The sequence below is a fragment of the Bradyrhizobium sp. RD5-C2 genome, assembly GCF_019972155.1.
In the GTDB taxonomy this organism is placed as follows: domain Bacteria; phylum Pseudomonadota; class Alphaproteobacteria; order Rhizobiales; family Xanthobacteraceae; genus Bradyrhizobium.
This window is the reverse complement of sequence record NZ_BOVL01000057.1, coordinates 91,302-104,800: the sequence shown is the minus strand read 5'-3', so window position 1 is coordinate 104,800 and position 13,499 is coordinate 91,302. Positions and strand designations below refer to the sequence as shown.

The following is a 13,499-nucleotide window of genomic DNA, read 5'->3' as shown; positions in this document are numbered from 1 at the left end:
CATGATCGCGATCACCAGCGCACCGCGCTTGTACTTCGCGAGCTCCGAGGCCTCGGGCCGCTTCACCTTGATGATGATGTCGGCGTCCTTCAGCGCATCGGCGCTGACGGTGGCGCCGGCCGCCGTGAGCTCCGAATCGGGCAGGCCCGACTTGACGCCCGCGCCCGGCTCGACCGCGACCTCGGCGCCCAGCGCCTTGAACTTCTTGATGGTATCGGGCGAGACCGCAACCCGCGGCTCGGACGCATCGATTTCCTTGGCAACGGCGATCTTCACGCTCACAGCACCACTCTTTGAGAACCAACGAGGTCATTCACCAAATCGGCGACGCAAGCACGGCATTGCCCAGAGGATCGTCCTCGATCTCAGGTGGCCGCCTGCGTCGCAGGATTTTCCAGCTTGCCAACGCCGACGCATCGATCGCGCGGCGTCTCGAGCCCAAAGGAGACAATTCCGCCGGGCTCGAAGTCGGCGCAGCGCTGCGCAAACTTGACGATCTCAGCGCGAGCCTTGCGATCTCGCACCCTCATGAACGACGCGAGAAGAACAAGGCATTCGTCGGAACCCACCTCGTCCCTCGCTCGCGCGGTACCGCCCATGAGAGTCCCGTCATTCCTGCTCACCTACGGTCATCCACCCAAGTAAGCAGATCGTACGTGCTCATCGTCGATGAGATCCTTGCCGCTGCCGGAAAGAACGATCGAACCGGTCTCCAGAAGATACGCGTAGTCGCACATCTCGAGCGCCGAGTAGGCGTTCTGTTCGACCATCAAGACGGTCGTCCCGGCTTTCCTGATGCCATCGATGATCGAGAACACCTGTTCGACGATGTTGGGCGCCAGGCCGAGCGATGGCTCGTCGAACATCATGAGCCTGGGCTTGGACATGATCGCGCGGCCGATCGCCAGCATCTGCTGCTCACCGCCGGATAGCGTCCCGGCAACCTGATGCCGCCGCTCGGCCAACCGCGGAAACATCCCGAAGATCCGTTCCCGATCGGCCGCGATCTCCCGACGGTCGGTCCGCAGATACGCGCCCATGTCGAGATTTTCGTCGACGGTCATGTCAGGGAATACCCGCCGCCCCTCTGGGCAGTGTGCGATTCCCTTGCCCAGGATTTCCCGCGCTGAGCACTTCGTGATGTCGTGCCCATCGAACGTAATCCGTCCGGCGGCCGAAGGCAGGATGCCCGAGATCGCCCGCAACGTAGTGCTTTTGCCGGCACCGTTCGCTCCGATCAGCGCGACCAGCTGCCCCTGCCCGATCGACAAGGTGACGCCCTTGAGAGCTTCGACCTTGCCATACCGGCAAACAAGACCATTAATGTGCAGCATGCCGGCTGGCTCCTTCACCCAGATAGGCACGAATGACCTCGGGATTGCCGCGGATCGCCGCAGGCGGCCCTTCGGCAATGATGCGGCCGTAGTTGAGCACGACGATGCGATCGGAGACGCCCATGACCATGGGCACGTCGTGCTCCACCAGCAGAATCGACATACCGCGGCCGTGCAGCTTGTTGAGCAGTTCCATGAACCGGGCGGTTTCCGTCGCGTTCATGCCCGACACCGGCTCATCCAGCAAAAGCATCGACGGGTCTGTTGCAAGGGCAAGGGCGACGCCGAGCAAACGCTGGTCGCCATAAGACAGCGACCCGGCGAGTTCGTCGGCCCGGCGCGCGATCCCGACGATCTCGAGCAGCTCGTGCGCAAGACTCCTCAACTCCGCCTCCGCGCGCCCTTCGCGCGGCAGCGCCAGCAGCGTATCCAGCAGCGTCGACCGGCTCCGCCGGTGCAGGCCGATCATCACATTTTCGAAGACAGTCACGCTCTGGAACACGCTGGTACGCTGAAAGGTCCGCGCCAGGCCGAGCGAGGTGACTTCATGCGGCTTGAGGTTGCTGAGCGAGGTATTCTTATAGCGCACCTCGCCCTTGGTCGGCCGCAGAAAGCCGGTGATGACGTTGAAGGCCGTCGTCTTGCCGGCGCCGTTCGGTCCGATCAGGCTGACGATCTCACCCTGGTTGACGACGAAGCTCATGTCGGTGATCGCAATCAGTCCACCGAAATGCACGGCGATATGCTCAACGGACAGAACCGGCTGCGAAGCGTTGGAGGGCATGGTGCTCATGGCGTGTCGTGCATCTTGGCTTGGAGAGGCTCCGGATCAACGCTGGTATTCGGCGCGGAGAACCACTTCTCGACGGCGGGGACAATTCCCTTCGGCAACACGAAGACGATGATGATCATCAGCAGGCCATAAAGAATCCACTGAATCTCGGGGGTGGCGAAAGATCGAGCGGCGACGGGAATGAAGCCGAAGATGAGACCGCCAACGATAGGTCCCGCAAGGGTCCCCTTGCCGCCCGAGATCACCATGATCACCATCGTGACCGTGTAAAGGAACGCAAACACGTCGGGGTCGATGATCTTGAGGTAATGGGCGTAGAGGCTGCCGGCGGCCCCCGCGATGCCGGCCGAAAAGATCGCGGCCAGCACCAAATAGCGGGTCACGTCGATCCCGACCGAGACTGCGAGCGACTCGTTCTCCTTGAGCGCGATCATTGCGCGCCCGACGCGGGAGTAAACCAGACGCTGGATGACGATGTAGGACACCACAAGGACGGCAAGCACGAGATAGTAGTTGGATTGCTTGCTGTAGAAGTCGAGATAGCCGACTCCCGGGAATCCCAGCGTCATCGGCGGGATCGAGGTCAAGGCCAGCGGGCCTTGGGTCAACTCGACCCAATTCAGTGCGACCAGCCGGACCACTTCCGCAAAGCTGATGGTCACGATGACGAAGTAGGCACCCCGCACCTTGAAGGACAGCTTCCCGACAGCATAGCCGCAGAGCGCTGCGACCAGGGTGCCGATCACGAACCCGGTCCAGACCGGCCAGGGCTCGTGAACCACGCGGATACCGCCGATCAACTCGACATCGAAGCCCAGCGATACGAGCGCGCTGGTGTAGGCTCCAATTCCGAAGAATGCGACGTGACCAAGGCTCAGCTGTCCGGTGTACCCGAGCAGGAGATTGAGGCTCATCGCCGCAACAATGAGGATACCCGTCGTGATGAAGGCGTTCAGCAAATACGGATCGTGCAGCCAAAGCGGGACGGATGCGAACGCTGCGAGCGCGATATAAGGGACCAAGCGCTTCATCCGATCCGCTCCGCGCGTGCAAACAGGCCGGTCGGCTTGAAGAGGAGAACGACGATGATGATCAGAAAGCCCATGGCATCGCGGTAGCCCGACGAAACGTAGCCGGCACCAAGCTCCTCGGCCAACGCCAGCAGGAAGCCGCCGATGGTGGCCCCGCCGATGCTGCCGAGGCCGCCCAGGATGACGATGGCGAAAGCCTTCAGCGAAGCGAGATTGCCCATTTGCGGGGAGATGACGTAGACGGGCCCGAGCAGTGCACCCGCCGCCGCCGCGAGGCTCGAGCCGATCGCGAACGTCGCCATGTAGATGAACTGGATGTTGACACCCATGAGCGACGCAGCGTCACGATCCTGGAAGGTGGCCCGCATCGCTTTTCCGAGCTTTGTGCGGTTGATCAGGAGATAGGACACGCCGATCAGGGCAAGGGCAGCGCAGAAGACGAACAAGCGCAACCAGGACACCGAAATCGAGCCAATGACGAGCGGAAGCTCCGGGAACGGGGTCGAAACCGACTTCGCGACACCACCCCAGACGAACTGCTCGCCATTCTGCATCACAATCATGGCGCCGATCATGACCAGCATGGTCGTATCGATGTCCGCGCCACGCATCGGGCGCAGCAGGACGACCTCGATCAGCGCACCGGCAAAGCAGCCCAGAACGACCGCCACGATCAGCGCAAGAAAGAAATTGAGGCCGAGCATCACGCCGACGAAATACAGCGCATAGGCCCCGAAGGAGTATAGCTCACCGTGCGCGAAATTGACGACGCGCATGATGCCGAAGATGAGCGTGAGCCCAATGCCCAGCAGGGCGTAGGTGCTGCCCAGAATGAGCGTGTTGACGATGTGTTGCAGAAGCTCGGTCATGCTGATTTTTTCGGCCGAAAGACCGCTGATCCTCTCTTCAGAGCATGTTCAATGGGCGAGGCAATGCCAAGGCGCCACCAATTATGGTGGCGCCTTCCGCAATCGTCGAGCTCAGGAGCCCGACAGGACGATCTTTTCGTTCACGATCTTGATCAGATAGAGGTTGGGCATGCTCTGGCCGCTTTCCTTGCCGGCCGGCCCCTGCTTCTGGAACTTGATCTGACCATTCAGGCCGGGAAAGTCGGTCGTCCAAAGCGCATCGGTGATCGCCGCGGGCTCTGCCTTGCCGGCCCGCTGGATCGCATTGGCGATCGTGCGAATTCCGTCGTAGCCGCGGAAGCTCTCGGTCGCACCGGCGATCGCATAGCCACGCTTCTTCCACTCGCCGAGGAAATACTTCGTTGCCGCCGGGTCCGGGGTCTTGTCCGGATACCAGGGCGCGAAGGTCGTCAGATGCATGGAGCCGTTCGCTGCGGCGCCGGCCTGCTCGATCAGCTGATCCGGATTCTGCGAGCCGCCGGTGGTGACGATCCGCTTGGTGATGCCGAGCGCTGCGGCTTGCTTCAACACCAGGGTGAGCTGCTCGACCGCGGTCGTGACCATGATCGTGTCCGAGTCGGTTGCCTTGATCTTGGCGAGCTGCGCGCTCATGTCCTGGGCGGCCTGATCCATGATCTCGACGAGGCCGACCTGAATGTTCTGGGCTTTCATGATCTTGCCGAAGTCCTCGGCTGATCCACGGCCCCAGTCATTGTTGATGACGAGGAAGTCCGCCTTCTTGATCCCGAGCGACGGCATGATGGCCTTGAACTCGGTCGCCTCGACCGACGACGGCGGCGAGATGCGGAAGATGTAGGAATTGCCCGACGTCGTGATCTTGCTCGAGGAGGAGGTCTCCACCACCATCGGGACCTTGTATTCCATGAGCTTCGGCATCACCGCGAGCGTCAGGCTCGAGCCCCAGGCGCCCATGATCACGGGCACCTTGTCGCCGGTGATCAACTTCTCGGCGACGGCGGCAGCCTCCGTCGGATTGCTCTTGTTGTCCTCGATGACCAGCTCGATCTTGCGACCGAGCAAGCCGCCCTTGGCGTTGATTTCGTCGGCGGCAATCTTGGCGCCGTTCACGACATAGGTACCGGAAGCGGCGAACGGACCGGTGAGCGGCTCATTGACACCGATCTTGATGGTCTGTGCCGCGGCGCCCGTCGCCAGTGCGGTCGACATTGCCGCGGCAAGGGCCGCGCCCGTAATCAATCCGTGTGCTCGCTTCATCTTTCCTCCTGTGCTCGCTTGAGCCATGCCTAGGGAACGAAACACCAGTGCAGCGCGCCAGCTTATGGTTGCTGGCCATTCGTCACCGCCGGGATGATCCTATCATCCTATTCTTAGTATCTTAAAGATACTTCTAATCCGTCGTCAAGCAGGCGCCCTGCTCTATTTTTGTTTTCGCAGTGCCCTCATTTGACGCAGCCGCTCATCATTTGCGCGATTACTTTCGCCTAGACCAATTTCGAAACTCCTTCGACGGACACGATGCCGCGCGTACCGATCAGGCGTTCGCCAGATTCGCTTCCTTGTTGAACTCGATGGTGAGTTGATCCCATTCACCCAGGCTGTCCTGAATTTTGCTCCAGAACGACTGCGAGCGGCGCCGCTCAAAATCGGCGACTGAAACGCCTTGCTGCTCGACCCAGGTGTAGTAGCCGAGGTTGAAGACGGCCCGGCGCGACAGCTCCGTCAGCTCGACGACATTGTCGGAGGCAGCGCCGAGCAGGCAGGCGCCGAAGATTTCGGCGGCGTTCACCTGATCAAGGCCGCGCGCGTAGTGCTTCTCTTCGAATTGCCTGCGTTCGCTGCCGTACATGGCAGCACTGTCCGTCGCCACGGCGACGATGGCCTTTTCCGGCCCGTAATTCATCTGCTTTGCCAGCTTGATCGAGGCGATGATGTTGGCGAGCCCGGAGATGCCGATATGGTCAAAGGCGCGCACCAGCGTGGGGTCGAGACCGCGGCGCGTCTCGAGATAATCCCGGCCTGCTTTCGAGCCGAACAGCAGGTTGAGCCGGTCCGTGGTTCGGTCCGAGACCCCGACGACGAAGTCGAGATTCATGACATTATGAATGAGCGGGATGTGCTTGTCGCCGATCCCCTGGATGTTGTGCTCGCCATAGCCATTGTTGAGCATCGTCGGACACTCGAGCGCCTCGACGGCAACGACTTTCGAGCCCCAACGTCTCTTGAGGAAATCACCCGCGGCGATCGTTCCCGACGACCCGGTTGCCGAAACGAAGGCCGCCAGTTCGTGGTTATCGTCCTGATTGAACGCCTTGAAGGCGTCTTCCGCCGCGCGCCCCGTGCATTCATGGTGGATGAGATAGTTCGAGAACGACGAGAACTGGTTGAGAATGACGTTGCTGTCGTCCCGCCTGAGCTCCGCGCACTTGTCGTAGATCTCCTTGACGTTGCTCTCGGTGCCGGGTGTCCGGATGATGTCGGCCGGATCCGTCACCCACTTCTCGAGCCATTCGAAGCGCTCGCGGCTCATCCCTTCGGGCAAGACGGCAACGCCGCGACAGCCGAGGATTCGTGAAACGGCGACACCGCCGCGACAATAATTGCCGGTGGAGGGCCAAACAGCCTTCTGTCCGGACGGATCGAACCGCCCGGTCACGAGCTGCTCGATCAAGGCGGCATAGGCCGGCAGGACCTTGTGCGCGCCGATCATCGGAAAGCGATCGCCGAGCAGCACGATGATCTTGGCATCGACGCCCGTGATCTCCTTTGGCAGCACGATATGCCCCGGCACCAGGTCCCTGCCCCTGCGGTTTTCCGCATTGTACCAGTGCATGCGCCAGAGGTTCGCTGCGCTCGGCTCATCCGGCCCGACCGCCGCGATGTCCTCCCATACCTTGGCCGACGGAAGCGGTGGATGCGCGAGCTGAGAGAAGGTCGGCAGCGTCAGGTTAAGTTTGCGCGCTTGCGCCGCGGCCTGCCGCCAGCCTTTCCTGTCGACAACACTCGGCTCGATTACAAACGCCATCTTCAAGTATCCCTGTTGGAGAGTTCTCTGCTCTCTTGGCCTCGCCCCGGGGTCCTTTAGCACCCCGCGGATCGCATTCCCGTGCCGGCCTGCCGCTCGCAGACCGCGTCAAATGAGCGCTGCCTCCGGACGTCGTCAGCGACGCCATACGTCGTCGTGCGCTGACGCGGCACACGGCCTGCGGAAACGATGATCGATTCGAGCTCCTGCGGCGTCATTTCCTGGCCGTGCGAGGCACCGGCCGAGCGGGAGATGCTCTCATCCATCAGCGTACCGCCGAGGTCGTTGACGCCAGCCGAAAGGCAGTGCCGCAGCCCCTCCGGTCCCATCTTGACCCAGGACGCCTGGATATTGGTGATGTGTGGGTTGAGCACGAGGCGCGACACCGCATGCATCAGGACCGCCTCGCGGAAGCTTGGCCCCGGACGCGCCCGGCCCTTGAGATAGACCGGCGCTTCCATGTGGACGAACGGCAACGGCACGAGCTCGGTAAATCCGCCGGTCTCGGCCTGCAAGCGCCGCAGCCGGAGCAGATGCCGCGCCCAATGGTCGTAGCGCTCGATATGGCCGAACATGATGGTGGCCGTCGATCGGAGCCCGATCGAATGCGCCGTGCGCATCACGTCGAGCCACTGCTGGGTCCTAATCTTGTCCGCGCAAAGCGTCTCACGCACCTCGTCGTCGAGGATCTCAGCAGCCGTTCCTGGCAAGGTGCCGAGGCCTGCCGCCTTCAGCTCCTGCAGGAATTCGGCGACAGAAATGCCAAGCGTGTGCGCGCCTTGATGGATCTCGAGCGGCGAGAACGCATGGAGATGCATGGCCGGGACGGCGCCCTTCACGGCCCGGCAGATATCCAGATACTTCTGCCCGGTGTAGGAAGGATGGATGCCGCCCTGCATGCACACCTCAGAAGCGCCGCGGTCCCAGGCCTCGGTGACTCGCTGCGCGACTTCGGACATTTCGAGGTCGTAGGGCCGGCCCCGCAAATTCTCGCTCATCTTGCCCTTCGAAAAGGCGCAGAATTGGCATTTGAAGGAGCAGATGTTTGTGTAGTTGATGTTGCGGCATACGACGTAGGACACCACATCGCCGTTGACGCTGCTTCGCAGTTCGTCGGCCGCTCGGCAAACGCTGGTGAAGTTGCTCTCGTGAGCGCGGAACAGCCTGACGATCTCGCCCTCCGAAAGCTCAGCGCCGCGCTGGGCCTTGGCAATGACCGATGTGACCTCGCCGCCATGCGCGGTGCGCGGAGCGGATTTCAGCCATCCGAGCTCGCGCGACGGAACTCCGCCGATGTGGCCGGGATGCCAGTCGTCTGTGCGCGGAAATCCATCCCCGTCGATGCGATCGAGGACCGACTTCAACAGCTTGTTGTCGAGCCAGCGCGAGGGATAGCGCGCGAAGCTCGGATAGATCGGCAACCGCTTCTCGAGCCGCTTGCCGGTTGACCGGGTTGCAGCCTCTAGCAGCCGCAGATGCGGCCACGGTGCTTCGGGATTGACGTGGTCGGGCGTGACAGGCGACACGCCGCCCCAATCATTGATCCCTGCCGCAACGACGCGCCCCAAAGCCGCCGGGCTCAAGTTCGGCGGCGCCTGAATGTTCATCTCCGGCTCGAAGATCAAGCGGGCGACAGCGATGGTCCAGAGATGATCGTCCACGGAAGGCGCCGGCGCATCGGCCATGCGCGTCCCAACCTTCGGCCGGAAGTTCTGGACGATGATCTCCTGCAGATGTCCGTGCGTATCATTCAGGTCGCGCAGCGCGAGCAATGCATCGATCCGTTCGGCCCTTGTCTCCCCGATGCCGATCAGGATTCCGGATGTGAATGGAATGGCCAGCTCGCCGGCAGTCTTGATTGTCTGAAGCCTGACGGCCGGCACCTTGTCCGGCGATCCGAAGTGGGGGCCGCCCTTCGCGCAAAGCCGATCGGAAGCTGACTCCAGCATGATCCCCTGAGAGACCGATACCTTGCGCAGCATGGCAAGGTCGAGCTCGCTCATGATCCCGGGATTGACGTGAGGCAGCAGGCCGGTCTGCTCGAAGACAGCCTTGGCGACCTCGGCGAGATACGACAGCGACGATTCGTGGCCCAGCCTTGTCAGCTCCTCACGCGCGACGCGGTAGCGAAGCTCGGGCTTATCGCCGAGCGTAAATAGCGCCTCATGGCAGCCGGCCTCCTTGCCGGCCTTGGCGATAGCGACCGCTTCCTCGATCGAGAGATACGGCTTCACGTTCGAACGCGGCGCGTGAGCGAACGTGCAGTAGTGACAGACATCGCGGCAAAGCTGGGTGAGCGGGATGAACACCTTGGGCGAATAGGTGATGACATCGCCGTGCGCGGCATCCCTTCGGCTGGCTGCGGCCGTCAGGAGCTCGCCAATATCAGCAAGATCGATCAGCTCGTAGGCTTCGCTTCGCGACAGGCGACGGTCGAACGGGAGATTCAAGACGGACGTCATCAGAACAGCCTCACGGGAACGGGATGGTCGTCGCTGCAGAAGCGCTCGGCAATCTTGAGCTCATCAAGAAACGAACCTGTCGTTCCGAGGTTCTGCGACGAGATCAGATACGGACCAAAATCGATTGGGCAGTCGATATCCTTGCCGATGCCATGGGACTTGAACACGCTGCAGCTCAGTTGCCGCTGCCGCGCCAGAGCACGGTGCGCCCGGAAACTCTCTTCGCCAAATCGAGGCTCCAGCATGTCCGGCGACCGCATCGCCAGAGCATTTGTGCCACCGTCGTAAAGCGCCGGCACGAGCACGATCGGCGTGTGGTCCAGTAACCGGATGACGTGCTCGAAGTCCTCCGGACGAGCGAACGGAATATCGGCAGGGACAACAAGAACCCGCCGTTCATACGGTTGGAACGCATCGAGGCCGCGCCGCACTGCGGCATTTACACCGGTCTCGACCTCATCAAAGATCATGGCCGCGCCAAAGTGCTTGGCGATCGCGAACGCTTCTGGATCGGCGCTCACCACGGCGATGCCGGCCAGTGAGCGCGTATCCCGCAGGTTTCCGAGAACATCGCACAGCATGGCTTGCGCCAGTTTTGCGCGCTCGGTCGCCACCAGGATATCGCCCAGCCTGCTCTTTGCCTGACTGAACCGTTTGACAGGCACCAGGGCCCAGGTTTCGGAATCGTCCATCGCTTTGCTCAGCTTTGTAATCGATCAAGAAATCGGAGACACTCGCGTGCCAACTGAACACGCTCATCCTTCGAGCGCATGATCGTGTTCGTGACATGCACGGGAATGCCGACCGCATCGGCGTCGGCCTGGTCTTCGCGATCCATCACCAAACCATCGAGGAAGCCATAGTGCCTGACGATCGAGGCGCAGTTCGTCGCGACGCCGAGCTCGTTCATGATCTTTGCGGTCGGCCCCTTGATGGCGCGGCCGCCGACCAGCGGCGAGACGGCAACGATCGGCGCCCTGGTCGCATCCAGGGCCGCCCGGATACCGGGTACAGCCAGGATCGGACCGATGCTGAGATACGGATTTGACGGACAGACAATGATGGCATCAGCCGCGCCAATGGCCGCCAATGCGGCGCCGGTCGCCGTTGCACCACTGGGGTTCTGGAATTCGATCTTCCTGACCTTGGGCCGCGCCTGCTGCTCGACGAAATAGCGTTGAAACGCCAGCTTCTGATCGGCCGTCACCACGATGGTGGCAAACGGATCGTCGGTCATCGGCAGGATGCGCGCTTCAATGCCGAGATGCGATGCAATCCTGCCGGTGAAATCGGTCAAAGTTACGCCAGCGCTCAGCGCGCGCGAGCGCAAGACGTGCATGGCAAGGTCGCGGTCTCCCAAACGAAACCACGTCTCGCCTTTCAGGCCGCCGAGCGCCTCCATGAAATTCCAGCTTTCGCCGGCTCGCCCCCAGCCACGCTCTTCGTCAGCAAGCTCGCCCAGCGTATAGACGACCGTATCGATGTCCGGCGAGATCGTGAGACCGAGATGCTCGAAGTCGTCACCTGTGTTGACGATCACGGCGAGCCTGGTGCCCAACAAGCGATTGAGGCCATAGGCAAGCTTGGCGCCGCCGACCCCGCCGCAAAGCGCAACAACGTTGAGGTCAGCGCCGCTCATCGGAACATATCCTGGCTCTTGGGTCGCGCGAGCGCGGCCGCGGGTGAGACCGGTCCATCAAGTGTGAGGCCACGGACGAGGATGATCGGCACCCCCTCGCCCGCTTGTCCCATCAGGAGTGAAGCGGCGCCGGCGATCTCATCGGCGATGGCAATCTCGGTGACGCGCATCGCCCGGCCGAACATGTCGGGGACGCCGATCTGGCTCAACAGCGAGGGGATGCCGGCAGCGCCGATCGCCACGCCGACGACACCATTGCGCCAGGGACGGCCGAAACTGTCGTTGATGATGATTCCAAGATCGAGATCACCGGCCACGTCCAGCGCCACCTTCAGCTTCTGCGCGGATCCGTCGGGATCTTTGGGCAGCAGCAGGACGCGCTCTTCGCCTTCACGATGCTCGATGTTCGATTGATCGATACCGGCGTTGGCCATGACGAAGCCGAGCCGGTGCGCGGCGATGACGACGTTCGGCCGTGTCTTGACCACTTCGGTGGATTCGCGCAGCACGACCTCAAGGAAGCGCGGATCCTTGCCGACCGTCGCCGCCAGTTCGAACGCCTCCGGGGAAGGCTCGACGTCGCTCAGCCGAACGTACCGCCCTTCCGATTTCGAGACGATTTTCTGCGCAATGACGAGGATGTCGCCGCGCTGCAGCTCGAGCGACATCCCGGCCAGGCCCTGCCTGATGAGCGCGGCAAGATCCGCGCCCGGCTCGACGCGCCGAATGTCCTGCAGGGCGATGTATTCGACTCGCGTCCCCACAGGCATGGATCAGACACCCGGGCTAGTGGACAGGCCGGTGATGCGGATGCCGGCGCCGGGCACCTTGTAGCGCCGATTGATCCCGATCAGCACGGATGTGAGCGCCTCGGCCGCCGCCGAATTCGCCAGCACGCCACCGTCGATGCCGGCGGATGCGACTTCGTTGGCGAGACCGATGACGACGTCGCGCGCCGCCTTGTCGTCGCCAAAGACCAGAACGTCGCAATCCGCCCGGCTGCCCTGATGCAGCTTGGTCGCACCCACATTGTGGAAGGCGGAGACGACCCGCACGCCGGGTCCGAGCAATTGCTGCGCGATCTGCGCGGCCGAGCCGGCGGACGGAAGCTGGACGACGGACACTTTCGGCGGCACCAGCGGGACCGCGGCATCCACGACGATCTTACCTTGAACCACGTCCTTGACTTCGTTCAGTGTCGCTTCATGGCTCGCGAACGGCACCGCAACGACCACGATGTCGCCAGCCCGCGCGGCGGCGGAATTGTCGTCGCCCGCGACGTCGCCGGTCATGACCTGCGCCGTGCTCCTGGCCTTCTCCGCAGAGCGTGAACCGAGAATGACTTTGTAACCGGCAGCAAGCCAGCATTTCGCGAGGCCGGATCCCAAGTCGCCGGTTCCTCCAAGGATGGCAATCGTCGGTTTCGTGTTCATGTCTCGGTGGCCTTTCCAGGATTAGTCGAGGGGCATTTCGGTGAGCGGCACGAGCCTGACGCCGGCCTTCTCGAGGCCCTCGCGTACTGCACGAGCCGTGGCGACGCCCGTGGGCTCGTCGCCATGGACGCACAGCGAGTGGACCTTGCATGTGATCTTCTTGCCGTTGCGGGAGGTGATTGTGTTGTTTAACACCATGTCGAGCACCTGCCGGGTGGCGACCGCCGCGTCCTTGATGACCGAGCCCGCGATCTTGCGTGATGTCAGATTGCCGTCGTCGTCGTACTGGCGATCGCAGAAGCCTTCGATAGCGACGGGAAGTCCGAGCTTGCGGCCAGCCTTCTCCATCTCGGACCCCGCGAGAGCCACATAGATGATGCGCGGATCGACGGCCTTGATGGCGCGGCCGATGGCCAGCGCATATTCGGCGTCTTCGGCGGCCATGTTGTTGAGTGCGCCGTGCGGCTTGAGGTGGGTGACCCGCTCGCCTTCGTAGGCCGCCATCGCCTGCAGCGCGCCAATCTGATAAGCGACCATGTATTCGAGGTCATCGGGGCGCATATCGATGCGCCGACGCCCGAAACCCCAGAGATCGTTGAAACCGGGATGGGCACCGATCGTGACGCCGAGGCGCTTGGCTTCGCGCACGACGTTGCGCATCACCCGCGGGTCACCGGCGTGAAAGCCGCAGGCGATATTCGCCGATCCGATGATCTTGAGGATTCCGGCATCGTCGCCGACGTCGTAGGCGCCGAACCCTTCGGCCATGTCGGCGTTCAAGTTGATCGATATGGTCATCCGTCACCTCGTCTGCTTGAGCTATAATGTCCTATCATTAGTAAGACAATCCCTTCTGCAAACAATTTTTCCTGCTTTTCCGAACGTCGCTTTGCAG

13 protein-coding genes and 1 pseudogene are annotated in these 13,499 nt (G+C 62.2%); all 14 read right to left on the bottom strand.

Going from position 1 to position 13,499, the window contains the following annotated elements; genetic code table 11:
• A pseudogene (locus BraRD5C2_RS36690) lies at positions 1-276 on the bottom strand (NAD(P)(+) transhydrogenase (Re/Si-specific) subunit alpha); the annotation flags it as partial.
• An 89-nt stretch (positions 277-365) separates the two neighbouring features.
• The gene (locus BraRD5C2_RS36685) at positions 366-569 is read right to left on the bottom strand and encodes a hypothetical protein (protein WP_223976866.1); all 204 of its coding nucleotides are present in this window, start codon (positions 567-569) and stop codon (positions 366-368) included.
• A 60-nt stretch (positions 570-629) separates the two neighbouring features.
• Positions 630-1,334: an ABC transporter ATP-binding protein gene (locus tag BraRD5C2_RS36680; RefSeq protein WP_223976864.1), complete on the bottom strand. Its 705-nt coding sequence runs from the start codon at positions 1,332-1,334 to the stop codon at positions 630-632.
• On the bottom strand, positions 1,321-2,127 hold the full coding sequence (locus BraRD5C2_RS36675) for an ABC transporter ATP-binding protein (RefSeq protein ID WP_223976863.1): 807 nt from the start codon (positions 2,125-2,127) through the stop codon (positions 1,321-1,323). Before BraRD5C2_RS36675 ends, BraRD5C2_RS36680 begins: the two co-directional genes overlap by 14 nt.
• Positions 2,124-3,158, bottom strand: coding sequence for a branched-chain amino acid ABC transporter permease (locus tag BraRD5C2_RS36670; protein WP_223976860.1), 1,035 nt, complete (start codon positions 3,156-3,158; stop codon positions 2,124-2,126). Before BraRD5C2_RS36670 ends, BraRD5C2_RS36675 begins: the two co-directional genes overlap by 4 nt.
• Positions 3,155-4,027, bottom strand: coding sequence for a branched-chain amino acid ABC transporter permease (locus tag BraRD5C2_RS36665; protein WP_092116278.1), 873 nt, complete (start codon positions 4,025-4,027; stop codon positions 3,155-3,157). The genes BraRD5C2_RS36670 and BraRD5C2_RS36665 overlap by 4 nt, the downstream gene beginning before the upstream one ends.
• 111 nt (positions 4,028-4,138) lie before the next feature.
• A complete protein-coding gene (locus tag BraRD5C2_RS36660) occupies positions 4,139-5,302 on the bottom strand; it encodes an ABC transporter substrate-binding protein (protein ID WP_223976858.1) in 1,164 nt (387 codons plus the stop codon).
• A 277-nt stretch (positions 5,303-5,579) separates the two neighbouring features.
• A complete protein-coding gene (locus BraRD5C2_RS36655; RefSeq protein ID WP_223976856.1) occupies positions 5,580-7,070 on the bottom strand; it encodes a pyridoxal-phosphate dependent enzyme in 1,491 nt (496 codons plus the stop codon).
• A 56-nt stretch (positions 7,071-7,126) separates the two neighbouring features.
• Entirely contained in the window at positions 7,127-9,532 is a 2,406-nt protein-coding gene (gene cofH / locus BraRD5C2_RS36650) for a 5-amino-6-(D-ribitylamino)uracil--L-tyrosine 4-hydroxyphenyl transferase CofH (protein WP_223976855.1), read from the bottom strand.
• Entirely contained in the window at positions 9,532-10,224 is a 693-nt protein-coding gene (cofC, locus tag BraRD5C2_RS36645) for a 2-phospho-L-lactate guanylyltransferase (RefSeq protein ID WP_223976853.1), read from the bottom strand. Before cofC ends, cofH begins: the two co-directional genes overlap by 1 nt.
• Positions 10,225-10,232: 8 nt before the next feature.
• Positions 10,233-11,171, bottom strand: a complete 939-nt coding sequence (gene cofD / locus BraRD5C2_RS36640; protein ID WP_223976851.1) for a 2-phospho-L-lactate transferase — start codon at positions 11,169-11,171, stop codon at positions 10,233-10,235.
• A complete protein-coding gene (gene cofE / locus BraRD5C2_RS36635) occupies positions 11,168-11,941 on the bottom strand; it encodes a coenzyme F420-0:L-glutamate ligase (protein WP_223976848.1) in 774 nt (257 codons plus the stop codon). The genes cofD and cofE overlap by 4 nt, the downstream gene beginning before the upstream one ends.
• A gap of 3 nt (positions 11,942-11,944) precedes the next feature.
• Positions 11,945-12,604: an NADPH-dependent F420 reductase gene (gene npdG, locus BraRD5C2_RS36630; protein WP_223976846.1), complete on the bottom strand. Its 660-nt coding sequence runs from the start codon at positions 12,602-12,604 to the stop codon at positions 11,945-11,947.
• A gap of 21 nt (positions 12,605-12,625) precedes the next feature.
• Positions 12,626-13,402 (bottom strand): LamB/YcsF family protein, encoded by a 777-nt coding sequence (locus BraRD5C2_RS36625; RefSeq protein ID WP_223976844.1) that lies wholly within the window; start codon positions 13,400-13,402, stop codon positions 12,626-12,628.
• Positions 13,403-13,499 lie beyond the last annotated feature (97 nt).